Genomic DNA, 26,940 nt, shown 5'->3' with positions numbered 1-26,940 from the left:
TTAAAGGAGCGGGGATATATGGCGAGCTATAAACCGGGGCAAATTGCTGAAAAGACGGTGGAAACAGGAGTGGCCAAGGCGAACAACCCGTGGACTGTGGCGGTGGTACTGGGGTTTTTGGCAGGTGCATTTATTGCACTCGGGTTTTTGCTGGATATACGTGTTATTGCAAGTGCGCCTAAAGAATGGGGAAGCATTGCCACCTTTATTGGAGCTGCGGTGTTCCCTATTGGTCTGGTATTAGTTTTGATCGCCGGCGGAGAATTGCTGACCGGCAATATGATGGCGGTCCCTTTGGCGAGATGGGCAGGACGGATTAAGACAGGAGTCATGTTTCGTAATTTGGCGATTATTACGCTCAGTAATTTTGCAGGTGCGTTATTCGTTGCATTTTTCTTTGGGCATGTGCTGGGTTTGACAGAAACGGGCCCTTATCTGGACAAAGTGGTGGATATGGCAGGACATAAGCTACACGAAAGCTTTTTGCAGTCTTTTATATCGGGTATAGGATGTAACTGGCTCGTAGCACTGGCTGTATGGTTGGCATATAGCACAGACTCCATTGGCGGCAAAATTATGGGGATTTGGTTCCCGACCATGGCCTTTGTGGCTATTGGATTTCAGCACGTTGTTGCCAATATGTTTCTCATTCCGGCGGCTATTTTTGCAGGCCACTTTTCATGGGCAGATTATGTTATGAACTTCATTCCGGTCTGGCTGGGGAATTTGGTAGGAGGTAGCCTGTTTGTGGCTGGAGCCTACTGGTTGGCCTATCTGAAAAAGCCTCAAGCCAACGCACATCCAGTGAATGAATCTCCAACTACTTCTTCGGTTGCACATCCAATCCGTTGATTGATCCTACCTAATCACAGTACTTTAAACAGCAATGAACAAAGCAAATCCGCCATGACAGGCCCGGGGGAACGAAACCTGTCATGGCGGATTTTTTTGGGAGTGGTCCATGATTTGGCATGGAGGATGAGTGTGCTCTCGTCCATGATGCCTTGATCTTTTTTACCCTCAGTAAGATATGATGAAACAGGATGTTGAAAAAAATTATAATTCTTAAAAAATCCGTTTTGCTCTATGCAGCAGACGGATTTTTTTAATATTTTGGAGAGCGGCTGTGTGGGAAAATCCTTCTCTTGCCATAGGCCAAAGCTGTGGATATGATAAGATCAGTGTAATTTTTGGAAACGGTAACGGAAAGGAGCATCAACACTATGGATCATCGCAATAGCGCGCCTCGTGAGGCCACGCTTCAACAAGACTTACAAGGGGGACAGCGGATGACGGAGCAGCAGGACGGTATTTTTCCGGCTGTATGCCCGTTAGATTGCCCGGATACGTGTGGGCTCCTGCTTCACAAGGAAAAAGGAAAGATAATCAAGGTGACTGGAAACCCAGATCATCCCATTACCAAAGGGGCTATTTGTAACAAAGTTCGCAATATGACGGAGCGGGTATATGATCCTGATCGGGTGCTCTATCCGTTGAAGCGTATAGGCCCCAAAGGAGAAGGGAAGTTTGAACGAATTAGCTGGGAGGAGGCGGTCAATACCATTACAGGTCGGTTCAAGGAGCTGATCCGTACGGACGGACCGGAATCTATTCTCCCCTACAGCTTTTATGGCAATATGGGCGTATTGAGTGTGGATGGAATGGATCGCCGATTTTTTAATGCGCTGGGTTCAAGCCAACTGGATCAGACGATTTGCAGCGTGGCTGGGAATGAAGGCTGGGCGTCCGTTATGGGTTTTAAGGGCGGCACCAGCCCGGAGGACACGGAGGATGCAGACCTCATTATTGTGTGGGGTGGTAATGTCATTAGCACCAACATGCATCAGGTCGTTTTGGCTGAGAAAGCACGTAAAAAAGGTGCTAAGGTGGTCGTTATTGACGTTCATCGTAACCGGACGGCGCAATGGGGGGATTGGTTCATTCCGTTATATCCGGGGACGGATACAGCGCTCGCGCTGGGTGTTATGAATGTACTGTTCGCTCAAGGACTGACGGACGACGAATTTTTACATCGCTACACAGTAGGTCATGAGGAACTGCACGAGCATGTTAAGACCTATACACCAGAGCGAGTTTCGCGGATTACCGGCGTGCCGGAAGCGGATATTATCCGTTTGGCGGAAATGTACGGAACTGCAAGAGCAGCGTATATCAATATCGGTAATGGGCTTCAGCATCATGATAATGGCGGTATGAACGTACGTGCGGTTACATGCTTGCCTGCGCTCACTGGACAATGGCTGAAGCACGGCGGGGGAGCGTCACGCTCCAACGGCGCTTATGCCAAGATTAACAGCGCCCATCTGGAGCGTCCTGATCTGCGACAGAACCCGGATGCCCGGATGATTAACATGAACCGGATCGGAGAAGCGCTGCTACAGAAGGAACAGCCGATTAAGGCGTTATTCGTATATTGCAGTAATCCGGTAGTTGTAGCCCCCGATTCGGAACGGGTGACTAAAGGATTTGAACGAGAGGATTTGTTCACAGTCGTTCATGACCTATTCCTAACCGATACGGCCCGCTATGCAGATATTGTGCTGCCTGCCGCGTCTTCTTTTGAAGGAACAGATCTATACAAATCGTACTGGCACCACTATATCCAAATGCAGCAGCCCGTCATTGATCCGCTTGGGGAAAGCAAAAGCAATTATGAGCTGTTTAGCCTGCTCGGACGGGCAATGGGCTTTGATGAAGCTGCCTTTACGGAAAGTGAAGAGGAGATGATCGCAGGCGCGCTTGATAATCCAACGAACCCTTATCTCAACGGTGTGACCTTGGAATCCTTAAAGAAGTCACCTTTTGTAAAGCTTGATATGACGCCAAAGGCCACTTATTTGGATCGTTTAACCACGCCTTCAGGCAAGATTGAGCTATATTCGGAAAAAATGAAACAAGCAGGTCTGCCCGCGATGCCTTCTTATGTGCCGCTGATTGAAGGGTACGACGGAGAGCACCGACCGCAAGCGGACGAGCGGTATCCATTAATGTTTATTTCACCGCCAAACCATAATTTTCTGAATTCTTCTACTTTCGCTAACTTGCCCAAGCATCAGCGACTGGAGCGGGAGCCCTTGCTACAAATTCACCCGGAGGATGCTCAGACAAGAGGCATCGCGGACGGGGAGCCGGTTACCGTATGGAATGATCGGGGGACGTATGAGCTGAAAGCCAAAGTCACCGATCTGATGCTGTCCGGTACAGTGATTAGTCAGGGATTATGGTGGGAAGGCAAAGGACGCAGACAGCGTGTCAATGTGTTAACCTCTGATCGGCTGTCGGATATGGGACAGGGGGCTACTTTCTTCTCAACGGTGGTGAATGTGAAGCGCCAATGAGATTATGCCTTTTATGGCGTCAGATGCAAAAGGAGAAACAAAAGATATGAAATGGTTGGAGTCTTATCCGAAAGAAGTGAAAGTGTTTCTCATTGCCAGCCTGATTAATTCTGCTGGAAGTTCCCTGATGTGGCCGTTGGTTAGCATGTATGTGTTTGACGAGCTAAACCGTAGTATGGGAGATGCAGGAATTGCGATTTTAGTGCAGTCTCTGGGCGGAATTTTTGGTCAAGTGTTGGGCGGAGCCCTCTATCACCGTATTGGAGCCAAGAAGCTGATTGTTGGCTCACTCGCGATGAACGCGCTGGGACTTCTCGCGCTTCCATTTACCAGCGGTCATTGGGTGGCGTTTGTCATCATGATGGGCTTTATCGGCTTTTTTAATGTCGTATCTGTGCCTGCGATTCAGGCGTTTGTAGGTTTTCGTTTCGCTGACCGTCGCGGAGAGCTGTTTAATATTATTTATGTCGCTAACAATATTGGGGTTGCAGTGGGTACGGGATTGAGTGGCGTGCTGGCTGACCTTTCCTATCAGCTCAGCTTTGTGATGAACGGAATGACTTCTGCGGTATTTGCCGGATTCTTCTGGTCTTATCTAAGCAGGGTGGATCGGGAAGAGGGAGAAGTACAGCTCAGCAAGTCTGTGAAGAAAAGAGAGGAAATACCAGCTCGTCTGCTGTTTCGTGATACCAGATTGTATCTCTTTGTGGGGTTAGGCTCACTTTTTTTATGGTTCGGCAATTCGATCTGGAATACAGGAGTGTCTCCCCATATTATTGAGCAGGGCTTGCCTAAAACGATGTATGGATTACTATGGACACTGAATGGTATCCTTATTTTTGCCGCACAACCCATTATTTTTTGGATAAAACGACAGTACGCTCATCACGCTTCAACGCAAATGACATGGGCCGGAGGATTTTATTTGGCGGCTTATATTGTCATGCTGGGCACACAGAACTATACTGGAATGATATTCGCTATGGTTCTGGCGACCCTGGGAGAAATGCTGATTGCACCTGCGGTTCCAGCATTCCTGTCTGATCATGGAGGTCGGGGTGCACCCTTTTACATTGGGCTTGTGGGGGGCATTGGCGCAGCCGGACGTGTAATGGGGCCTTATATTATGGGGAAGTTGTATGATGGTGGTGGGTTACCGCCTACACTTTGGCTGGCATCAGGCGTAGCGGTGTTGTCGATCCTGTTTTTCGTCCTGCATAGCTGGTTGAACCGTTACCGGCATCATTCGGATACTTTGAATACTATGACGTCCAAGGCGGATGTTCCCAGTTCTTAAGTCCTAATAAAAATGCAGTATTATGCTGTAATTATGGTACAATAAGTGACGGATGATTGTAGTTATTGCTTCAGGAAAGCCTTCACAGGAAGGATTGAAAGGAATTGTTTACAAGTCAACTCTTGACGATACGTCATTCGGAGATGAAGGATGCTCCTGATCTGATTGCGCTGGATGAATTGGTATGGAATGAACGCACGGCTCCCGCCTCGCTGTCCTGGAAGTCGCGCGGGGAGTTTCTGCGTAATACGCCTCCAGGCTCTCAACTGGTCGCCATCGAACAGGAAGTACTCTGCGGGTATATTGGATTTCGTCCTCCAACGCTGTTGGCTAGTAATTGTCATGTACTCGAAATAAATATAGCTGTACATCCAGCTTATCATCGCAAAGGCATTGGGACGGCACTCATGAACTCCATGAAGGATATTGCAGCTGCGGAGGGCATACGTAAGTTGAGTTTGCGTGTACTCTCATGCAACACGGAAGCCCTTATGTTTTATGAAAAAAGTGGTTTCGCGATTGAAGGACGTTTGCATGAGGAGTTTTACATAGCAGGCCAATTCGTAGATGATGTGTTAATGGCCTATTTCTTAAAATAGGCGGGAGGCTACAGACAGCAATTCGGTTGTATGCCCGGCCTAAACCAACAACGCCGCAGACCTGCTCAGGTCTGCGGCGTTGCTGTACAATACAATATTACCGAAGTTGCTTCCATTCATTTTGGAGCATACCGTACACTGCGTGGTTCATGTAGCCGTCGGGCAGCAATTCCGCTTCGCGTACAATGCCTTCGAGCACAAAGCCCAAACGTTCCGGAATACCGCGGCTACGGCGGTTCGTCGTTGCAGAGCGGATTTCGACCCGATGCAAGTCCAGCTCCATCAAAGCATATTCAACGAATACGCGGCAGGCGCTGGTCATTAGACCTTGTCCTTCGTACCCGTGTCCAAGCCAGTATCCGATGCTAACGGAGCGGTGAGTCCAATTGATCTCATGGTAGCTGATGATGCCAGCAAGCTCGTTGTCTATCCAAATTCCGGCGGTCAGACTACCGTTCTCTGCGGCTTGTTTCAAGGCGTCCTGCACGAACTGCTCTGTGTGGCTGATTTCCGTGGTAGAGTCTACCCATGGAAGCCATTGACGCAGGCGGTCACGGGACATTTCGATCAGCTCAAACAGAGGCTGCACATGCTCCTTGGTGAGCGGCCGAAGGACTGTGCGTTCGTCCAACGCATATGTAAACATGATTGATCCCCTCTTTCACTCGGAAAATCGCTAAACCAGCCAGTCTAGCATTTAATCCCATGCTACCTTATTCTGCGAGAGTCGTCAAAAGGGAGAGGAAGCTTCAAATTCAATAGGTCCCACCCGAAACCGTTCATGCTCGTATACATATCTCAGATCCAAATCCCCTACAAATTCGGTTGGGGATACACTGCCAGATACAGTGGCTTGCAGAGGAAGCTGTTCGGCATCATACATTACGACAGAGCTAAAATCGAGATGCTTTGTAAATTGGGCTGGATCATCGTAAAATACTGATGCTTTAGGGTCCATCGTGTGTGTGACACCGTCAATCGTGACAGCAATATGAACCTGGCGGTTGTGGTCACGTGGCTCCACTGAGCTGTGAACGCGCTGGGACACAGCATCTGCTGCCGATTCGACTGCATATTCTTCCATCGTCCGTGCGTTAACAATATGCAACTCCTGCAATTCGACACCCGTTCCCGAGGCACGCGTGAGGACCACGACGGCTTCACGCACACCATCCCCATTCACATCCCTATAATATAATTGTGGTGCGGTGGAGATATCTGCCGAGCCCGACCATCGGAATGTGTGGCGTTGTTGGCCGATTTCCAATACAGCTGAATGGAATAATCCCTGTGACGGACTAACAGCATATAAGCGGACGGATGAGTCTTCTGAAGCGCTGGCTAGTGGACGAGATTGTACAGTTCCGTTCACCGGGTCCGGTGAAGGATGGCCGGAAGTCATGACGGAAGAGGACAAAAGCATAGACAGCAGGATCACAATGAGCAGCTTAAACACGGGTGGGTCTCCTTTTCCGGGCAAAATAAAAGATATATACACTATAACGAATTTATTTGCCGAAAATGTTAACTCTTTTTCATAACTTGTCACTTTTTTTGCTGAAGAGAGCATAAGGATTTTCATTTTATTGAGTTATGCGGTGTGAAAGGGTATATTTAAGGGAACATGTTTTACACAGATTATACGGAAGAAAGGTTGATTAGCGTGGAGAAGCCGATCACTCCCCCCAATTTTATTAAAAATGTTATTGAAGAAGATCTACGTACGGGTAAGGTAAAGGAGGTTGTTACACGATTTCCGCCTGAACCAAACGGATATTTGCATATTGGACATGCCAAAGCTATCTGGATCAATTTCTCGTTGGGAGATGAATTCGGAGGACGCACCAATCTGCGTTTTGACGACACCAATCCGGCGAAGGAAGACACGGAATACGTGAACTCCATTCAGGAGGACGTGAAGTGGCTCGGTTATGAATGGGAGGAAAAACATTTTGCCTCCAATTATTTCGAAGAAATGTACAAGCGTGCCATCCTGCTGATCCAAAAGGGTAAAGCTTATGTGGATGATCAAAGCGCGGACCAAATCCGTGTAACTCGTGGCACACTGACCGAACCGGGGCAAAATAGCCCTTATCGGGATCGCAGTGTGGAAGACAATCTGAAGCTGTTTGAAGAGATGCGTGCAGGCAAATACCAAAATGGTGAAAAGGTGCTGCGTGCCAAAATTGATATGGCTTCAGGAAATATTAATTTACGTGATCCGGTTATTTACCGCATTTCACACACAGCACATCACAATACAGGCGACACATGGTGTATCTATCCAATGTACTCCTATGCTCATCCGCTGGAAGATGCGATTGAGGGAGTAACGCACTCGCTCTGTTCGCTGGAATTCGAAGATCAGCGCCCGCTGTATGATTGGGTTGTAGCTGAATGTGAGATGGAAAAGGTACCGCACCAATACGAATTTGGACGGCTGAACCTGGCTCAAACCGTAACCAGCAAGCGTAAGCTCAAGCTTCTGGTCGATGAAAAGCACGTAGATGGTTGGGATGATCCGCGTATGCCGACGATTTCCGGTTTACGTCGTCGCGGCTATACACCGGAGGCCATCCGCAGCTTCGTATATGAGACAGGCATTTCCAAAGCCTACGGAGTCATCGATTTGCAGGTGCTGGAGCATTTTGTACGTGAGGATTTGAAGCTTAAGGCACCCCGCACCATGGCAGTCATAGATCCGTTGAAGGTGGTTATCACAAACTATCCTGAAGGACAAGTTGAAATGCTGGAGGCGGAAAACAATACTGAAAATCCGGAACTCGGTACACGTCAAATTCCGTTTTCCCGGGAAATTTATATCGAGCGTGAGGACTTCATGGAGAATCCGCCGAGCAAATACTTCCGTTTGTTCCCTGGTAATGAAGTACGTCTCAAGCATGCTTACTTCATTAAATGCAACGATGTGATTAAGGACGCAGACGGAAATGTAACGGAAATCCACTGTACCTATGATGTAGAAACCAAGAGCGGATCAGGCTTTACGGGACGTAAAGTGAAAGGCACGATTCACTGGGTAGAGGCTACTCAAGCGGTTCCTGCCGAATTCCGTTTGTATGAGCCTTTGATTAACGCAGAGGACACGGATGAGATTGAAGAGGATGCATCAGAAAAAACATTCCTTGACCAATTGAATCCGAACTCATTGGAAATTGCTCATGGCTATGTCGAGCCGAACATGAAAGAAGCTCAATCACAGGACAAGTTCCAATTTTTCCGACATGGTTATTTCAGTGTCGATCCGAAGCTTTCCAAACCGGGTCAGCCTGTATTTAACCGTGTTGTATCGTTGAAGAGCTCTTTCCAATTGCCTAAGCAATAGGCTGTTGGAAAGCGTGGGAGAGATGGTAGCTTCGTGCGACCAGTTGAAAAGGAGTCTGCCGTTGGCAGACTCCTTTATTTTACGCATGCACGCTCTTTATACATTTGACGATACTTGCTAACAAGCCAGAAGGGAAGAGGGGATACCTCATTCCTCTAGTGTTGTTAAGGGGCACTTTCTATTCGTTTGTGCCCGCTGGCAGTCCTGGCTGATAACCGTTCTTGTACAGCATATACCACATAATAGCGAATCCCGCAGAGCCAAGTAGGGCGAAAAAGACCCCTGCATGGTACATCATTTCTCCACCAAAGTTCTGGAATAGCCAACCTCCCGCAAAACCTGCTACGATACCGGATATACCACTCCAGGTCAAGGTATATACGGCCTGTCCGGATGATCGGTATGCTGCAGGGGTAAATAGGACGGTCAACTGGGTGCCTACATAGAAGTATCCACCGAAGGTGACGCAATGAAGTGCCTGAATAAACACGATCTGAATCGGGTCTGTGGCCAGAGCCATCAGTTCCCACCGTAAGGCAAACAGCAAACTGACGAGTGCCAAACAACCTACCATCACGGTCATCTTTTTCTTCAAGAAGCGATCAAACAGCAAAAATACAATAATTTCGAATACCGATGACATAAAAACAGCAAAACCAAGCATCTGTTTGGACCCACCCAGCTCGGTGATGTACAGGGACATAAAGGCGCTGTTGATCGAATTTGGGATGGATACAAGGATGCCCAATAAAATAAAGGATATAAAGTATCCGTTCATTAAAACGCTGCCAAAGCCACGCAAATGAATAGTTGCTGTCTCCACAGAGCTTTTTAGTGGTGGGATCGACAAGGTGCAGATCAATGCAGCCAGAAGAAGTACCGTAAAGATGGTGGATATGCTGGATATCCCCGTTTGGTCAATAACGATGCCGGCAACTGCCGCTGTCACAGCCCAGCCGAAGGAGCCCCATATACGGAATGAGCCGAATTTCCGATCTGTGCCCTCAATATAGCTGAGAATTAGGCTATTGCTTTGGGCAAATAAAGGGCTTTGAAAAAAATAAAAACCAATCATCGACACATAAATCATGATATACGTATGGACATGAAATAAAGCTTGCAGCAATAACAAGGTACCTATAATCATAAATAGCAGAATACGTCGGAGGTTACGGCTTCGGTCGCTTGTATAGCCCCAAAAAGGGTTCGCGAATACGGATACAAAAGGTCCGATGGCCATCAGACTCCCGATCTCCAGCTTGTCCATGCCGATATCTTGCAGATACAACGGGAAGAAGCTGGAGAAAATGACCATAGCTCCATATAGAAAAAAATTATACAGTTTTAAGGAGTATAGAGGAGTCTCTTGAATTTCTCTCTTTTGCAAGACAAGCCATTCCTTTCTTAGCCCGATAGAGAACTGCGCATCGATGCCGATCTGTGGGAGGTTCTTTATTCCAATGTATCATGTGTTGAAAGGGTTAACAAACCAATTAATTAACAATTATGTAATAATTATTAGAAGATACTAATTTGATATTGATCTAAGTAAACTTAAAAATTATTTCGCTATTTTACTAGTTATTGTTTTTGTTGTTCCAAGGGGCGACATGTAGACGAACTACAGCATTTGAGACTATATATGGTTAGTCCAAGTAAATGCTTGGTTAGTTACAAAATCTTTATTTATAAATAGGTTCTTAAGACCTAAAGTTTATACATAGAATAACCGATACTTAATCCATAATCAGGAGAATTTAGGATTATTTTTTTCTGAATAAAAATACTTGTCGTAGATATTACATAAAATCAGAATATTATGCTTCATGAGAAACTACATAGGTTTAATCGACTGGCCTATATAGTTGGTTTTATGAAATATCGGGTGGAAAGGAACGGAAAATGGCATTACAGCATCGTAGAGGCAATTCCTTGTACCACCGATTTCCTCGGCTTCTTTTGCTTCAAGCAGGAGGAGGAGGTGAGTTGGTGACTTCTGAAACCAACAAGCCCAACGTAGTACTGACTCGTGAGGGAAAATCATATTATTTGCATGATCCAGAGCAACCTGGGCGGGAAGCAGAATTATTTGTTTCAGGTTTTAACGAAGTTAAACCTCAAACGCACGTGATCTTTTTTGGTGTAGGACTTGGGTATCATATTCGTGAATTTCTGCGTAGACACCCAAATGCCAGCTTCTCCATCGTCGAGCCGGACATTGGTGTGATGAATATTTTTTTGCAGCATCTGAATGAAAACGACTGGCTGGCTGATAAGATGATCGAAGAGGTTATGGTAGGAGGAATGACTGGAGAAACAATCAATATACTGCATAGGTTGATTGACCGTGTATCTGGGGTCCTAGTTGTTCCATGGCTCCCGTATCGCCCCTTATTTGCTGCAGAACTGAAGAAGTTTAATGAAATATTGTACAAAATGGTCTCAAACAAAAAGGACAAAATGGCTATCAATAGCGTGTACGAAAAAAAATGGGCGTTAAACAGTATTCATAATTTCCCTTATATTTTACATAGTTCGAATTTTCTGCACGCGGGCTCAGAGCATATTAGGGACAAGCCAGTCTTAGTAATATCTGCTGGTCCTTCGCTTAACGACGAAATTGAGCACCTGCGACATATTCGTGAGAACAATCTTGCTTATCTGTTTACAGTAGGATCGGCAGTGAACACGCTGGTGGAGCATGACATTTATCCGCACGGCACGTTCAGTTATGACCCGAACGAATATAACGTAAATGTAATTCAAAAGGTGATCGACAAGCGAATTGATTCAATTCCACTTATTTTCGGCAGTACGGTCGGTAAACACACCCTTGATCATTATCCAGGTCGTCTTATGCATATCATTATCTCTCAGGATGAACTCTCCAAGCACGTATTACGGACACCTGAGGGAAATAAACCAACGATTATTAACGATGCTCCTTCTGTAGCGGTCATTGCACTCCAATGTCTGATCCAGATGAAAGCAGACCCTATTGTGTTGGTGGGGCAAAATTTAGCTTATCGGGATGAACAATATTATGCTGAGGGAATTACCAATTCTCAAGGAATTCCAGTTAGTGATAGTTCACCGCGTGTTGATGGTGTTCATGGCCAACTGGTTGTCACAAACCATTCTTTTATTAAAATGAAAACGGAAATGGAATTTTACATCAATATATCGAAAGAGACTGAATTTATTAATACAACATGTGAGGGTGCTGTTATTAAAGGAACGATTTTTCATAAATTGGAAGAGATGATCCAGACGCGGTTAAAAAGTCCGATTGACGATTCATGGCTGCAAACCAGCAGTAATTCGGAATACGATCTCTTGCTTCTGAGGTCATACATTGAAGAGCTTCATCGAGATGAAGAGGTTTTTCAAGCGATTATGGAGCAGATTCATCATGCTTTGCTCGGCATCAAACATAAGCTCAGTCTGAAGCAGGCCAATATGCTGAACGAGTCCTTTAGACAATTTGACGACTTATTTTCTTCATTATTAGGTAATCGTTTTTTTGAAATATATGTTCTGCCTCGCCATCGTATGCGGTACGAGTTTTTATACAGTAAAATGGACGCCATTCAGAGCAGTAGGAATCCTTTGATCAGAGGGGAGCAAATTCTGCTGTACTTCGGGGATTTTATATGGAAATGCCAGCAAGATTATATGGAAATCAAGAGTGAAATCCATGAATTTCACCGTTCCATTCATACCTAAATAAAAGGAGCACATATATGGGCAAGAAAAAAAGAAATAATAATCATGTAAACCGAATAATTAAGGCAAGTGTACTGACAACACAGGTATTTAACCTAGCCAACCCTTATATGGCAGCGACGTTTGCGGCGGAGAGTCCTAACAGTGAAGTCATAGAAAATGCAGATATGTCGGATGGATTCTCCACGAGTGTTTCTCCACTAAGTGTGGCTTCATCGGTCTATATACAGGCGCAGATGGAAGAGCCTCCTCACTTTATCTGGCTATCGCCTCAGCAGGAAAGTGGAGTTTCACTGTCCGAAAATCTCTCCATGTTATTCAGCGAAGATGTAGAACTGGGAACAGGTCATCTTATCATGCATCAGTGGGATGGAACTGAGGCTGGAAGGATAGATGTGAGCGGAGGAACGGTTGCAGGGGGTACGGTACAAATCAGTGGTCAGGACGTGTCGATGAAGCTGGACCATCCGTTGTCTGACAATACCCGGTACTATGTAGAAGTCAGCTCAGGCATGTTTGTGGACCGTGGAGGTCAGGGATCGAACGCGGTTTGGGATAAGAGCATGTGGAACTTCATGACAGCAGATGAGACGGCGCCAAAGCTGGTATCGAAGACGCCGGAAGGACTTTATTTAAGTGGAGTGGGTCCAGGGAAAGCGTATTTTAACATGGAGTTCAATGAGTCAGTAAGATGGGACCGCGGATATATAAGACTGCACGAAGCTTCGGGAGGAGCCGTAGTTCGCGAGCTGCGGATATCTGGAGCAGGGGACTCAAACAGGACATATGAGATGTCAGGCCAGGAGAAGCTGGCGCACTTTATGCTATCGGGTGGTCTGGAAGAAGGGAAGCCTTACTATGTGGAAATCACCTCGGGAGCGCTGACGGATATGGCGATGAATCCGTATGCGGGGGTGCATACCTCACAGGAATGGACATTCCGTACGGGAGATATGCAGCCGTATTATACACAACTGTATCCGCAGGGAAGCGGTCAGGCGCTTACGCCGAGTATGAACATGATTTTTAGTGAAGAGATGAGACTGGGAACAGGTCATCTTATCGTGCATCAGTGGGATGGAACCGAGGCTGGACGGATCGACGTAAGTGGAGGAACGGTTGCAGGAGGCACGGTACAAATCAGCGGTCAGCACGTGTCAATGAAGCTGGATCACCCATTGTCGGACAATACCCGATACTATGTAGAAGTCAGCTCAGGCATGTTTGTGGATCGTGGAGGCCAGAGTCCATACGGAATTAAGGATCAAAGTACTTGGAACTTCGTAACAGCGGATGAGACGGCGCCGAAGTTGGTGTCGAAGACGCCGGAAGGCCTTTATTTAAGTGGTGTGGGTCTAGGGAAAGCGTACTTTAACATGGAGTTCAATGAGTCGGTGAGATGGAATCACGGGTATGTAAGACTACACGAAGCTTCGGGAGGAGCCGTAGTTCGCGAGCTGCGGATATCTGGAGCAGGGGACTCAAACAGGACATATGAGATGTCAGGCCAGGAGAAGCTGGCGCACTTTATGCTATCGGGTGGTCTGGAAGAAGGGAAGCCTTACTATGTGGAAATCACCTCGGGAGCGCTGACGGATATGGCGATGAATCCGTATGCGGGGGTGCATACCTCACAGGAATGGACATTCCGTACGGGAGATATGCAGCCGTATTATACACAACTGTATCCGCAGGGAAGCGGTCAGGCGCTTACGCCGAGTATGAACATGATTTTTAGTGAAGAGATGAGACTGGGAACAGGTCATCTTATCGTGCATCAGTGGGATGGAACCGAGGCTGGACGGATCGACGTAAGTGGAGGAACGGTTGCAGGAGGCACGGTACAAATCAGCGGTCAGCACGTGTCAATGAAGCTGGATCACCCATTGTCGGACAATACCCGATACTATGTAGAAGTCAGCTCAGGCATGTTTGTGGATCGTGGAGGCCAGAGTCCATACGGAATTAAGGATCAAAGTACTTGGAACTTCGTAACAGCGGATGAGACGGCGCCGAAGTTGGTGTCGAAGACGCCGGAAGGCCTTTATTTAAGTGGTGTGGGTCTAGGGAAAGCGTACTTTAACATGGAGTTCAATGAGTCGGTGAGATGGAATCACGGGTATGTAAGACTACACGAAGCTTCGGGAGGAGCCGTAGTTCGCGAGCTGCGGATATCTGGAGCAGGGGACTCAAACAGGACATATGAGATGTCAGGCCAGGAGAAGCTGGCGCACTTTATGCTATCGGGTGGTCTGGAAGAAGGGAAGCCTTACTATGTGGAAATCACCTCGGGAGCGCTGACGGATATGGCGATGAATCCGTATGCGGGGGTGCATACCTCACAGGAATGGACATTCCGTACGGGAGATATGCAGCCGTATTATACACAACTGTATCCGCAGGGAAGCGGTCAGGCGCTTACGCCGAGTATGAACATGATTTTTAGTGAAGAGATGAGACTGGGAACAGGTCATCTTATCGTGCATCAGTGGGATGGAACCGAGGCTGGACGGATCGACGTAAGTGGAGGAACGGTTGCAGGAGGCACGGTACAAATCAGCGGTCAGCACGTGTCAATGAAGCTGGATCACCCATTGTCGGACAATACCCGATACTATGTAGAAGTCAGCTCAGGCATGTTTGTGGATCGTGGAGGCCAGAGTCCATACGGAATTAAGGATCAAAGTACTTGGAACTTCGTAACAGCGGATGAGACGGCGCCGAAGTTGGTGTCGAAGACGCCGGAAGGCCTTTATTTAAGTGGTGTGGGTCTAGGGAAAGCGTACTTTAACATGGAGTTCAATGAGTCGGTGAGATGGAATCACGGGTATGTAAGACTACACGAAGCTTCGGGAGGAGCCGTAGTTCGCGAGCTGCGGATATCTGGAGCAGGGGACTCAAACAGGACATATGAGATGTCAGGCCAGGAGAAGCTGGCGCACTTTATGCTATCGGGTGGTCTGGAAGAAGGGAAGCCTTACTATGTGGAAATCACCTCGGGAGCGCTGACGGATATGGCGATGAATCCGTATGCGGGGGTGCATACCTCACAGGAATGGACATTCCGTACGGGAGATATGCAGCCGTATTATACACAACTGTATCCGCAGGGAAGCGGTCAGGCGCTTACGCCGAGTATGAACATGATTTTTAGTGAAGAGATGAGACTGGGAACAGGTCATCTTATCGTGCATCAGTGGGATGGAACCGAGGCTGGACGGATCGACGTAAGTGGAGGAACGGTTGCAGGAGGCACGGTACAAATCAGCGGTCAGCACGTGTCAATGAAGCTGGATCACCCATTGTCGGACAATACCCGATACTATGTAGAAGTCAGCTCAGGCATGTTTGTGGATCGTGGAGGCCAGAGTCCATACGGAATTAAGGATCAAAGTACTTGGAACTTCGTAACAGCGGATGAGACGGCGCCGAAGTTGGTGTCGAAGACGCCGGAAGGCCTTTATTTAAGTGGTGTGGGTCTAGGGAAAGCGTACTTTAACATGGAGTTCAATGAGTCGGTGAGATGGAATCACGGGTATGTAAGACTACACGAAGCTTCGGGAGGAGCCGTAGTTCGCGAGCTGCGGATATCTGGAGCAGGGGACTCAAACAGGACATATGAGATGTCAGGCCAGGAGAAGCTGGCGCACTTTATGCTATCGGGTGGTCTGGAAGAAGGGAAGCCTTACTATGTGGAAATCACCTCGGGAGCGCTGACGGATATGGCGATGAATCCGTATGCGGGGGTGCATACCTCACAGGAATGGACATTCCGTACGGGAGATATGCAGCCGTATTATACACAACTGTATCCGCAGGGAAGCGGTCAGGCGCTTACGCCGAGTATGAACATGATTTTTAGTGAAGAGATGAGACTGGGAACAGGTCATCTTATCGTGCATCAGTGGGATGGAACCGAGGCTGGACGGATCGACGTAAGTGGAGGAACGGTTGCAGGAGGCACGGTACAAATCAGCGGTCAGCACGTGTCAATGAAGCTGGATCACCCATTGTCGGACAATACCCGATACTATGTAGAAGTCAGCTCAGGCATGTTTGTGGATCGTGGAGGCCAGAGTCCATACGGAATTAAGGATCAAAGTACTTGGAACTTCGTAACAGCGGATGAGACGGCGCCTAAGCTAGTGTGGAAGTCACCGGAAGGCCTTTATTTAAGTGGTGTGGGTCTAGGGAAAGCGTATTTTAACATGGAGTTCAATGAGTCAGTAAGATGGGACCGCGGATATATAAGACTGCACGAAGCTTCGGGAGGAGCCGTAGTTCGCGAGCTGCGGATATCTGGAGCAGGGGACTCAAACAGGACATATGAGATGTCAGGCCAGGAGAAGCTGGCGCACTTTATGCTATCGGGTGGTCTGGAAGAAGGGAAGCCTTACTATGTGGAAATCACCTCGGGAGCGCTGACGGATATAGCGATGAATCCGTATGCGGGGATGCATACGCCAGAGGAATGGGCGTTCCGCGTACGAGATGAGCGCTCACATCGTTCTAAGCATAAAGAAACGTCAGCTCAGGATACTTCGTCTGCGGCTTCACAAACGGAGACAAAGACTGGTGCCAAATTAACAGACGCTAAGACAGCATCAGGTAAGGGCGGTACTATTCAGTTTATCGATTTAAATGATGGAGACGCCAGCCAAGCCCTGAATGTTACAAATGTTGACCAGAAAGAACTGGTAGTTGATGCCTCGGAATACAGCAAAGCAGCAAAAGTGAGTATACCTTCTGACTTTTTAAAGAAATATGAGAAAGAAAATACAAAGGTGCCGATTAGCATTCACACGGCAGTAGCCCAGTTCACTCTTTCTGCTGAATTGGTTGGCAAATTGGTCTCATTATATCCTGAAGACGACCTGATCGTCGAAATTTCAGCGTTGTCAGGCGAAAATGGTGCACAAGTGCGACAAGCTATTGCTGACACGGGTTTAGTGAATGTTGTGGTAAACCCGGTTGATTTTAAGCTTATGGCTGGAGATCAAGAGATCACTGAATTTTTCGGGCATTACGTAGAACGGAAATTGATTCTCGATCGTGAAGTGGATCCTAAGCATATAGCGGCCGTTTGGTTCGATCCTAAGACAGGTGTATTGTCGTCTGTTCCCGTGTTGATTCAGAATGTGGATGGGAAATTGGAGGCAATCATCAAATCAAATCATAACAGCATTTATGCAGTAGTCTCAGCAGATAAAAAGTTTAAGGATCTAGAAAATCATTGGGCGCAAAAAGATGTGGAGATGCTGGCAAACAAGCTGATTGTCCAAGGTGTTCAGCCTGATATTTTTGAACCGAATCGGGCGGTGACAAGAGCTGAATTTGTGGCAATGCTTGTGCGCGGGCTTGGTATGCAGGAGAAGCCGTTAACAGAGCCCTTTACAGACGTGAAAGAAAATGCCTGGTATGCTGGTAGTGTTGGAGCTGCGGTGGAAGCTGGTTTGATCCGTGGTTACGGGAATCAGTCATTTGGGCCAGAAAGATTAATTACGCGTGAAGAAATCGTGGTTATTACCGAAAAGGCTGCACATTACGCTCAAACACTGAATGCTGATCCTACTAATGAGAAATATAAAGAGATTTACAGCGATGCATCCACTGTTTCTCCTTGGGCTCAAGATGCTATGGCGCATGCTACGGAGCAAGGCTTAATTAAGGGTGTCTCTCCCGACTTGCTTGCGCCCAAACAGCAGGCGGCCCGGGCGGAGGCTACTTCCATAATAAAACGATTTTTGCAACTTATTAAGTTCACGAATTAAAAGTAATGAACTAGACGAATAGGCACCCTCTTTTTTGGCGATCCAGGTGGATCGCCATTTTTTTATACTTTAGATAGATGATATTATTAGATGTATCCGTGTTTAATGATAGAATTTGTCTAGCAAAAAGGAGGTGCGATGGTGATGGTGGAGGTGACTGGAATTATCGTGGCAGGCGGACGCTCTAACAGAATGGGACAGGACAAGGCGCTGCTTCAGCTGGGAGGCGTTACGGTACTGGAGAGAATAGCAGCTGTGCTAGGGCAGGTAGCAAAACGGGTTATTGTAGTGACTCGGGATACGCAGCAGTATAGGGAGCTTGATCTGGAAACGACAAAAGACCTGTATCCTGGCTTAGGCCCCTTGAGCGGCATTCATGCGGGACTTTCTGCTTCCAGAACAGAGTGGGGCATTGTCGTTGCCTGCGATATGCCCTTCGTGCAGCCAGAGATATTGTGCGCTTTGCTTACTCGCGTAACGAACTGGACAGCGGCGCAAGAGACAAGCAGTGAACAAGGAAAACAACAAGTACAAGGAGATCATGCAACCTTGACAGGACAAGGCTCATTGCCCCAGCCAGCAGAACCAGCATTACAGGCAGTGATCGCCTCTGTGGATGGACGTATACATCCGCTGCTAGGTGTATATCATCAAAGTGTGTTGCCGTCTGCCGAGCAATGTCTGCGTAGTGACCGTCTTCGTCTGATTGACTGGCTAGATTCATTGAACGTTCGTTATGAGACAGCGGGAGATTGGCCAGGTGCGAGCTTAGAGATGTGGCGGCAAGCTGTGTTTAATATGAACTACCCGCAAGATTATCAGACCACAGTGGAGCAATTGGAGCATATACAGAAACGTATCGAGCGTGCGTAAAATATGGAAAAGCCAGAACGATAACCACATCAAGAACGGAAGGAAATAACGGGAGATGAGAGAGAAGAAGTGTAATGATTTTGAGGGGAGTACATAACATGCTGGAAGCTATTATCCATGCCGTTTTATTGGCACTGGGTTTGATTTTGCCTTTGGGGGTACAAAATGTATTTGTGTTTAATCAGGGGGCGTCCCAGTCGCGGTTTCGCAATGCACTGCCGGCTGTCATTACAGCGGGTGTCTGTGATACAATCCTGATCACGCTTGCGGTTGGGGGCGCATCTCTTATTTTACAGCAATTTCTATGGCTCACGAACGTACTCTATGCGGCGGGCTGTTTGTTTCTGCTGTATATGGCCTGGACTTTATGGAGATCGAAGGCAGCTTCCTCGGGAGAAAGTCAGGCGATGCGGCCGAAACAACAGATGATTTTTGCCGCTTCGGTATCGCTATTGAATCCACATGCCATACTGGACACGGTTGGCGTAATTGGAACCAGCTCCCTTCAATATGACGGCGGGGAACGCTGGGCCTTTGGTCTAGCCGCCGTGTCCGTATCTTGGATATGGTTTATCGGTCTGGCAACGGCGGGGCGTCTCGTGGGACGTATGGATTCAGAAGGGAAGTTTGGGACTGTGCTCAACAAAATATCGGCACTGATTATTTTAGGCTTGGCCATTTATATGGCGATAAATTTCATTACCAGTATGTGACCCAATCCTTGTTAGAGGAAATACTTCAATACAGCGAACACCCCGCTCAAAGCAAAGGGAACACCGATCAAAAATAGCATAAAGGCCAGACAGCCTGCACCATTTATACCGCCTGCAATTCGGGCGTCCCGAGGGTTGGATGGATTGTAAATCGGAAAAGCGCATAGTTGGAATATAGAACATTCGGAATCGGAACAACTGTGTTTGTGGTATGAAAATGAGCGAATGTGTAGATGAAATAAAAAAGTGACGCTGAATTACAACAGCGTCACCGTAATGCCTTGCTCCAGACGCTTCACGTCCTGGAGCTCGATCTTCCCGGCCATGGCGTGCAGAGCTGCCGCTGTGCCGCAGGCCGCTCCCTGCCGTAGCATGGCAGGGAGATCCAGCCCCGTCGCCGCGCCGGTGACCAGGCCGGCGACCATGGCGTCACCGCTGCCGAGCGCGCTGACAATGTCCGCGTCTGGCAGGCTCACGCGGTAGCGCGCATTGTGCGTCACCGCCAGCGCCCCGCTCGCGCCGAGCGAGATGACGGCCAGCTGCGCTCCGGCGTCCAGCAGCTTCGCTGCCGCCGCTTCAGCGGCATCCGGACGCGCTGCGTCGATCCCCGCGAAGTGGGCGGCCTCGTCCTCGTTAGGCTTCACGAGGTCGGGTTTTCCGCGCAGCCCCAAGCGCAGCGCCTCACCGCTCGCGTCCAGCGCCACCCGCGCGCCACGTGCCTTTGCCAGCGTGCACAGCTCGGCGTATAGATCGGGCGGGCAGCTGGGTGGCAGGCTGCCGGAGAATACGACCCAAGCCGAATCCTCGGCAAGGGTCTCGATTTTGCGCCGCAGTGCGGCTAATTCAAGCGGCCCAACGGTCGGTCCGCTCTCAATCAGCTCGGTCTGCGTGCGCGCGGACGGGTCGAGCACGGTAATGGCGAGACGGGTTTCCCCATGTGCCATTTCGATGAAATCGGCGCTTACGCCTTCTGCACTCAACCCGTCAATGAGCAGCCGTCCGGTGTGTCCGGCAGCAAACCCGGTCGCTCGTACAGGCTCGCCTAGCGAGCGGATGACGCGGGCGGCATTCACGCCTTTGCCGCCCGGTACCGTCAGGCCGCCTTCAATGCGGTGGACGGCATTCAAACCGAAGCCTGCAACCGTGTAGATTTTATCCACAGCCGCGTTAAGCGTTACGGTGGTAATCACAAGGCATCACTCCTTTAAGATCAGCAATTTGCAACATTTGATGCCATTCGTTTATGTTAAGATATCAGCTTTAATCCCAATGCTGCGGCAAGAATCATGGCGATGAATAAAACACGCAGTACGCTTTTTTGCTCACCGTACAAGAACATGCCTGTAATCGTGCTGCCAACCGTTCCGATGCCTGTCCATACGGCATAGGAAGTTCCCATAGGCAAACTTTTCATGGCATAGCTGAGCAGGGAAAAGCTAAGAACAAAGGATAAGACCATAAGCACTAAGGACTTCCAGCCTTTGCCCACCGTAACTCCCTTCATACCAATGACTCCTAATACTTCCGAGCATCCCGCGATAACCAAAGCAATCCAAGCCATTATGCGCCACTCCCTTCCTGAACATCACGGTCGGTAACTAACTTCAGGCCGACCACACCTGCCAGCAAAAGGGCGATTAACAGCGTTTTGGACCATTGAAACGGTTCCCCGAATAGCAGCATTTCGCCTACGACCGTTCCCCCTGTCCCTAGTCCAGTAAATACAGCATATACCGTGCCTACAGGCAAACGCTTCGCAGCCTTCATGATCAAATAAAAGCTGGCCACCACAGCCAGCACGGTTACAGCCCAGGCGAGTATAGAATCCGCATGCTTCAAACCCGATACCCATACGACCTCAATCAGGCCGCCAACAAAGACGTAAATCCAACTGCGATTCATGATGAATATTCTCCTCAAAAATAAATTTTATAAGTTCGACGGCTTCATGCTTCATGAGGTGAGGTTAACGTAATCCCACGCCAAAAAATAGGCCATGCAGCGTCCAGTCTTCGGTGGTAGTTGACGCTTCCACTGTACAGGAGCTCCACCATGACTCCGTCCACCAGTGTCATAAAGGCTAAAGCCACATCCACTGGCTCCATATGCCCAAAGGGTTCCCGATCCCGTGCATTACGGAGGTGACGAGTTAATTTTCGCTCCATTTTGTCCAGAAAAGGATTAACAATATCCAGCACCTCGTTATACAACGATACAGGCGGAAAGAAGGAAAAGCGAAGCATAAACTTGGCTGAGTCGTTGCTCTCATATTCCTGTCCCATCCAAAACAAGAAGTCATGCAGGGTATGCTTAAGCGGCTGATCTTTACGTTCCGTAAAGTACTCGAAAATACGTAGATTCTGCTCTTGAAAAGCATACCTCGCTACCTGTAGGAACAGATCCTCTTTGCCTTGGAAATGCGCGTATATAGACGGTTTTCGGATACCGACCTCAGCGGCAATACTGCTCAAGGATGCTCCTTCATACCCATTGGTGGCAAATTGAAAAAGAGCGGCCTTTCGAATCTCTTCCATTCCCATTATTGTCACCTACCTAACGTTCGTTAGTTTATTCTTGCACGAAAAAAAGTAAGTGTCAACCCAGCATCATTGTGTTTTGTATAAAGCTTTTCTTTGGATTTTTTTATCAACATTTTAATAAAAAAGTGGGAAGAAATAAGGGGCTCATGTACAATATAATGAAGAATACTTGTCGAATGCAGTCCACTGGAAGTGAGGTTAGTTATGAGGCGAAGCTTACTAGCCGTATTGATCGCGGCTATGGTGTTTATTATTTATTATTTTGGCTTGTTTAATTACATCGGCAAAAATGAAGGAACTGTCATCAGTATTTTTTCCACCCTGACAGTGATCTCCATCAGTCTGATTATTTTTACGGAGAATCGTAATCCCTCCACTACGATGTCCTGGATTTTGCTGCTGGCATTGCTGCCAGTTGTTGGACTTCCTCTCTATTTTCTGTTTGGGCAAAATGTATTCAAGCGTCGCAAGTATGATAAAAAGGCATTGCGTGACCAACAGGCTTACGACCGCATAGAAAAGGATGCTTTGCGAGTCAAACGGGATCTGACCTGCTTTACAGATGAGCAGCAGCAGTTGATGCGTTTGGCACGCAGACTGGCCCGCTCCCCGATTTATTTTGCGACCGAAACTCAAATTCTGAACAATGGAGATGAAACCTTCTCCACTTTGCTAGAAGAGCTGCGCAAGGCGCAGCATCATATCCATATGGAATATTACATTTTCCGTTCGGATGATATCGGTACCAGCATTCAGAAAATTTTGATTGAAAAGGCTAAAGCGGGTGTTAAGGTTCGGTTTATGTACGATGCGGTGGGCAGTATTCAGTTGTCAAAGTCATTTTTGAAAGAAATGAGAGATGCAGGAGTAGAGGTTGTTGCGTACGGCGGCGCTCGGATCTTGTTCTTCTCCAGCCGGGTAAACTATCGTAATCACCGTAAAATTGTAGTCATCGACGGTAATATCGGATTAATTGGTGGTCTAAATGTGGGAGATGAGTATCTCAGCCGCAACAAAGCCTACGGCTTTTGGCGTGATACGCATATGATTGTGAAGGGCGAAGCTGTGCGGACGTTGCAGCTTATATTTCTACAGGATTGGCTTCACATGACGGGTGAGTCGGTGCTCGATAGCGAATATCTGTCTCCCAGTATTGAACCCATTACAGACGGAGGCGTGCAGATTATTGCTAGCGGCCCGGATAATGAGCGGAGAGTGCTTAAAAATCTGTTTTTCTCCATGATCACGTCCGCCCGAAAATCAGTCTGGATTGCCACTCCTTATTTTATCCCGGATGAAGATATCCTGACTGCCTTACGGATGGCTGCCTTGTCCGGGTTGGACGTACGTATTCTGTTTCCCGCAAAACCGGATAAATGGCTACCTTTTCTCGCGTCTCATTCGTACTTCCAGTCGTTACTGGAGGTTGGAGTCAAGGTATATGAATATGAAAAAGGGTTCCTCCACTCCAAGCTCCTCATCATTGACGGGGAAGTTGCGACCATCGGGACAGCCAATATGGATATGCGTAGCTTTCATTTGAATTTTGAAGTTAACGCTCTGTTAATTCAAACGCACAGTGTGCAGCAGATGGTAACAGACTACGAACGAGATTTGCATTCTGCCAGTCTGATCGTACGCGAAGAATTCATGAAAAAACGTCTGTTCAAACGTTTGATGGAATCGCTCGCGCGGCTGCTTTCACCGCTGTTGTAGGTCATAAACGAATTCGCTACAGCACTATTCGGTAGTTAAAATGTAGTAAAGCCTAAAATATCCTGTAGACGGTATATAATATCTTTCCAAAATGTTGAATGATCCTCGTAAGCTGCTAGATCCAAGCTGTATTCAGCCCCCTGATTATTCCATAGCTTATCAAAATAGGCCGCAACCTGTCGGGTCAGCTTGCTGTCCGCCGGAGCGGCCACCCACAATTCATTTTCCAGATTCAAATCATCCAGATTACGGGGCGTCAGATTGGTAGAGCCACCCCAAATGATATGCTCTCCTTGCGCCTTGGCGATATAAATCAGTTTGGTATGGAATTGCTCATGGGTGGTATGATACCAGCGAATTTGAATGTTCCCGCCCGATTTATCGGACAACTCTTGGGCGACCGGACGATTGGGGATGCCGATTTTTTCCTGACCAAACGCGTTCTCATTGGGGTCCAGCAGTAATTGGATGTTTACACCGCGCGCAGAGGCATCCAGTAGGCTATTCAATACTTTGCGGTCAGCCAAATAAAACATGCCCATATGAATGCTGTCACCTTTCTTCGTCTGCCCGATGCCATCCAGAACCGAGGTGTACACCTTGCCCTCAGTTAGATATTTGATTCGATAGCTGTCCTTACTCGATGGAACTTTGGGTTCGGCCTGTGGTGTATAGGCAGGAAGCTGCCCACCGCCCGAAAAGTCCAACACCGCCTGTTCCGTTTGTAAAATGTCTCCGATGATGGGCCCCTTCACCTCCAGCGCTACATTGGAGTGGTAGGCGCTCGCGTCGTGCACATTGCCTGTAGAAATGAGCGCTGTCTGTTCGCTGACAACCAATTTTCGGTGATTGGCCTTGACGTTTAACAGCTTAAGATAGGAGCGAGCCGTAACATCCGGTCCGTCACTGGCCATCAGGTTGGGAATCCAGCCTGTGCCTTGCTGCCCGAACCATTGGAAGAAGGTACGCCACACCGCCGAATAGATGGGTGTAGAGTCCCGCAGGGGATCTACATCGGTCTGCACGACCTGAATCCCTGCTCGCTTCATATTTTCCAACAAAGGGTTGGGAGCAGAATTGTAGTTGGTATTGACTTCATCTGTAATGAAAAAGATAGGCATATCAGGATGAGCTTTCTTTTTGGCAATAAGATGATCGGTCATTTGTGCGCTAACTTGGGGGAAGTGCTGACCTTTATGCTTATAGTCGTTGAACAGAAACAGATCGATGACGATAAATTGCTCGGCTTCATCAATGATCCCGAGCATACGCTTCAAAATTTGTCCTTCATGCTGTGCAGTACTACCATCCCCGGTGGGATAGGTCAAATCCGTCCAGAAGTTTACCTCATGGGTTGAATACTCCTGGCTCTCATAAGAGACGAACGGAGGCAAGGGTTTATGGGTCTGATACAGCATGACGGCAATCAGCCAAAGGATAAGTACCAGAATGGCGATTTTAAGGGCACGGCCCTTATGCCTGGATTTTCTTTGATATTCCGGCTTAGAATGCAGCGGATCACGTGTAGTCATATGACGATCAACTCCTCAATTGGATGCTGCATTCCGTTTTACCGTGCCGGAACATGCAGTTTTATGATGGGATACTGTCAAGTTATTAACGCAAGTGTGCAGGATTGACGCGGATACTGAATGAAATGAAGGATGTTTTACTATTCGTTGAGGACATATGTCCTTTATAGAGAGTCTGCCCTATAATTTAATATATAGAAAAGTCATTTACATGGGGAGAATAACGATTTATGAGAGGAATCTTGTTTGCTTTTCTGGGAGGAGCGTGTATTACGCTACAAGGTGTAGCGAATACACGGATTAGTCAGGATATTGGTACATGGCAGGCTGCTGCTGTTACTCAGCTAATAGGGTTTATTTTGGCAGCATTAGTCTGGATGTTTACAAGGGATGGCAATGTGGCTGAAATGAAACAGGTGAAGCCAATGTATCTTTGGGGCGGTGCCTTTGCAGCTATTATTATATTTAGTGAAGTCACGGCGATCCAACATATTGGGGTTACGTTCACGATCTCGGCGTTGTTGATTGCGCAGTTGTGTTTAACCTTTCTGGTAGATATTAAGGGATGGTTCGGTATAGTGAAGCAAAAGATGAAGCTGCCACAATTTATAGGTATTGGTATGATGATCGCGGGTGTAATTATTCTGAAGCTTTAAAATAGAAATTTAACTTGTAAAGAAAGCTTAGAATGTAGAGATTGAAGGTGAGCTTAGGAATGAGAGAAATTCAGGATCAAGAGCAGCTAAAATATTTTTTGCAGCTGCATGAGTTGGAATCCATACTCTACGAGCCACTACATCCTTATTTGTCGTTGCATCGTTTGGAGCAAGGGGAAAAGCTCTGTTTACAGGGGGATCCCATTGAGCATCTATATATACTGGTGCAGGGCAAGGTCAAGATTTATACCAGTTCTACAGAAGGGAAAACCCTGATCCTTTGCTTCAAAACACCGATCGAGGTCATAGGAGATGTTGAATATATTCGGAATAGTCACGTCATCAACACGGTAGAGGCAGTGTCTCCGATCTATGTGATCGGTATTCACCACCAATGGATGAACAAATACGGCAAAGACTATGCTCCTTTGCTGCAATTTCTATTGGATGTTGTCACGCGAAAGTTTTGCCTGGACTCCGACTTTTCCAGTTTTAATCTCATGTATCCGGTGGAAGTCAGACTGGCGAGCTACCTGCTATCGGTTTCTTTTGACGAATCGAATACAGCTTTTCATGAGGAATTACGGGCATCCAGTCTGGTAGATGTGGCGAATTTGATCGGAACCAGCTATAGACATCTCAACCGTGTTATTCGCAAAATGATTGAAGATGGATGGGTTGAACGGACAAAAGGCTATATTGTCATTCGGGACAGAAAAGGTTTGAGTGAACTGGCAGGACATAATATTTATGAATCATTGTAATAGGAGCATGTAGTAAAAAACAGAAGAATATCAAGGATCATCAAGGGAGAG

General features: G+C 47.5%; 20 protein-coding genes. 12 read left to right on the top strand and 8 right to left on the bottom strand.

Annotation, left to right across the window (positions count from 1 at the left end; all coding sequences use genetic code 11):
* The first annotated feature begins 18 nt into the window (after positions 1-18).
* The 4 genes from MHH57_RS23315 (at position 19) to MHH57_RS23300 (ending at position 5,255) form a co-directional block, all read left to right on the top strand.
* The gene (locus MHH57_RS23315; protein ID WP_069010034.1) at positions 19-852 is read left to right on the top strand and encodes a formate/nitrite transporter family protein; all 834 of its coding nucleotides are present in this window, start codon (positions 19-21) and stop codon (positions 850-852) included.
* Between the two features lie 371 nt (positions 853-1,223).
* Positions 1,224-3,359 (top strand): molybdopterin oxidoreductase family protein, encoded by a 2,136-nt coding sequence (locus MHH57_RS23310; protein ID WP_342434589.1) that lies wholly within the window; start codon positions 1,224-1,226, stop codon positions 3,357-3,359.
* Positions 3,360-3,405: 46 nt separating this feature from the next.
* Positions 3,406-4,656 carry an MFS transporter gene (locus MHH57_RS23305; protein ID WP_342434588.1) on the top strand — a complete coding sequence of 417 codons (1,251 nt, stop codon included), beginning with the start codon at positions 3,406-3,408 and terminating at the stop codon, positions 4,654-4,656.
* A 104-nt stretch (positions 4,657-4,760) separates the two neighbouring features.
* A complete protein-coding gene (locus tag MHH57_RS23300) occupies positions 4,761-5,255 on the top strand; it encodes a GNAT family N-acetyltransferase (RefSeq protein ID WP_069010031.1) in 495 nt (164 codons plus the stop codon).
* A 97-nt stretch (positions 5,256-5,352) separates the two neighbouring features.
* Here the strand turns inward: MHH57_RS23300 and MHH57_RS23295 are convergent, their stop codons facing one another.
* Both MHH57_RS23295 and MHH57_RS23290 read right to left on the bottom strand, forming a co-directional pair.
* Positions 5,353-5,901, bottom strand: coding sequence for a GNAT family protein (locus MHH57_RS23295; protein ID WP_342434587.1), 549 nt, complete (start codon positions 5,899-5,901; stop codon positions 5,353-5,355).
* Positions 5,902-5,985: 84 nt separating this feature from the next.
* Positions 5,986-6,711 carry a copper amine oxidase gene (locus MHH57_RS23290; protein WP_069010030.1) on the bottom strand — a complete coding sequence of 242 codons (726 nt, stop codon included), beginning with the start codon at positions 6,709-6,711 and terminating at the stop codon, positions 5,986-5,988.
* Positions 6,712-6,879: 168 nt separating this feature from the next.
* Here MHH57_RS23290 and MHH57_RS23285 point away from each other — a divergent pair, with 168 nt between their 5' ends.
* Positions 6,880-8,598, top strand: a complete 1,719-nt coding sequence (locus MHH57_RS23285; RefSeq protein WP_342434586.1) for a glutamine--tRNA ligase/YqeY domain fusion protein — start codon at positions 6,880-6,882, stop codon at positions 8,596-8,598.
* Positions 8,599-8,776: 178 nt separating this feature from the next.
* Here MHH57_RS23285 and MHH57_RS23280 read toward each other — a convergent pair whose 3' ends face one another.
* A complete protein-coding gene (locus tag MHH57_RS23280; protein WP_328801087.1) occupies positions 8,777-9,985 on the bottom strand; it encodes an MFS transporter in 1,209 nt (402 codons plus the stop codon).
* Between the two features lie 602 nt (positions 9,986-10,587).
* On the opposite strand from MHH57_RS23280, the gene MHH57_RS23275 reads away from it, so the two are divergent.
* The 4 genes from MHH57_RS23275 (at position 10,588) to MHH57_RS23260 (ending at position 19,681) form a co-directional block, all read left to right on the top strand.
* Positions 10,588-12,324, top strand: coding sequence for a 6-hydroxymethylpterin diphosphokinase MptE-like protein (locus MHH57_RS23275; RefSeq protein ID WP_342434585.1), 1,737 nt, complete (start codon positions 10,588-10,590; stop codon positions 12,322-12,324).
* Positions 12,325-12,341: 17 nt separating this feature from the next.
* A complete protein-coding gene (locus MHH57_RS23270) occupies positions 12,342-18,095 on the top strand; it encodes an Ig-like domain-containing protein (RefSeq protein WP_342434584.1) in 5,754 nt (1,917 codons plus the stop codon).
* Positions 18,096-18,239: 144 nt separating this feature from the next.
* Positions 18,240-18,968 carry a molybdenum cofactor guanylyltransferase gene (locus MHH57_RS23265; RefSeq protein ID WP_342435187.1) on the top strand — a complete coding sequence of 243 codons (729 nt, stop codon included), beginning with the start codon at positions 18,240-18,242 and terminating at the stop codon, positions 18,966-18,968.
* A gap of 98 nt (positions 18,969-19,066) precedes the next feature.
* Entirely contained in the window at positions 19,067-19,681 is a 615-nt protein-coding gene (locus MHH57_RS23260; RefSeq protein ID WP_342434583.1) for a LysE/ArgO family amino acid transporter, read from the top strand.
* Between the two features lie 257 nt (positions 19,682-19,938).
* Here the strand turns inward: MHH57_RS23260 and MHH57_RS23255 are convergent, their stop codons facing one another.
* Genes MHH57_RS23255 through MHH57_RS23240 form a run of 4 tightly spaced genes read right to left on the bottom strand, consistent with a single transcriptional unit; the run spans position 19,939 to position 22,221 of the window.
* Complete coding sequence (locus tag MHH57_RS23255) at positions 19,939-20,871, bottom strand: 1-phosphofructokinase family hexose kinase (RefSeq protein WP_342434582.1); 933 nt, start codon at positions 20,869-20,871, stop codon at positions 19,939-19,941.
* 56 nt (positions 20,872-20,927) lie between these two features.
* Positions 20,928-21,242, bottom strand: coding sequence for a multidrug efflux SMR transporter (locus MHH57_RS23250; RefSeq protein ID WP_013312355.1), 315 nt, complete (start codon positions 21,240-21,242; stop codon positions 20,928-20,930).
* A complete protein-coding gene (locus MHH57_RS23245; protein ID WP_013312354.1) occupies positions 21,242-21,583 on the bottom strand; it encodes a multidrug efflux SMR transporter in 342 nt (113 codons plus the stop codon). The genes MHH57_RS23250 and MHH57_RS23245 overlap by 1 nt, the downstream gene beginning before the upstream one ends.
* A 44-nt stretch (positions 21,584-21,627) precedes the next feature.
* Positions 21,628-22,221: a TetR/AcrR family transcriptional regulator gene (locus tag MHH57_RS23240; protein WP_069010026.1), complete on the bottom strand. Its 594-nt coding sequence runs from the start codon at positions 22,219-22,221 to the stop codon at positions 21,628-21,630.
* A gap of 204 nt (positions 22,222-22,425) precedes the next feature.
* Here MHH57_RS23240 and cls point away from each other — a divergent pair, with 204 nt between their 5' ends.
* Complete coding sequence (gene cls, locus MHH57_RS23235; RefSeq protein WP_029518528.1) at positions 22,426-23,937, top strand: cardiolipin synthase; 1,512 nt, start codon at positions 22,426-22,428, stop codon at positions 23,935-23,937.
* 35 nt (positions 23,938-23,972) lie between these two features.
* On the opposite strand, the gene MHH57_RS23230 is transcribed toward cls, so the two are convergent.
* Positions 23,973-25,469: a phospholipase D family protein gene (locus tag MHH57_RS23230; protein ID WP_069010025.1), complete on the bottom strand. Its 1,497-nt coding sequence runs from the start codon at positions 25,467-25,469 to the stop codon at positions 23,973-23,975.
* A gap of 230 nt (positions 25,470-25,699) precedes the next feature.
* Here MHH57_RS23230 and MHH57_RS23225 point away from each other — a divergent pair, with 230 nt between their 5' ends.
* Both MHH57_RS23225 and MHH57_RS23220 read left to right on the top strand, forming a co-directional pair.
* Entirely contained in the window at positions 25,700-26,125 is a 426-nt protein-coding gene (locus tag MHH57_RS23225; protein ID WP_069010024.1) for a DMT family transporter, read from the top strand.
* 59 nt (positions 26,126-26,184) lie between these two features.
* On the top strand, positions 26,185-26,889 hold the full coding sequence (locus MHH57_RS23220) for a cyclic nucleotide-binding domain-containing protein (RefSeq protein WP_029518525.1): 705 nt from the start codon (positions 26,185-26,187) through the stop codon (positions 26,887-26,889).
* Positions 26,890-26,940 lie beyond the last annotated feature (51 nt).

The organism is Paenibacillus sp. FSL H7-0442 (genome assembly GCF_038593105.1).
Classification (GTDB): Bacteria; Bacillota; Bacilli; order Paenibacillales; family Paenibacillaceae; genus Paenibacillus; species Paenibacillus polymyxa_D.
Note: the sequence above shows the minus strand (reverse complement) of the source record. Positions and strands in the feature narration are given on the sequence as shown.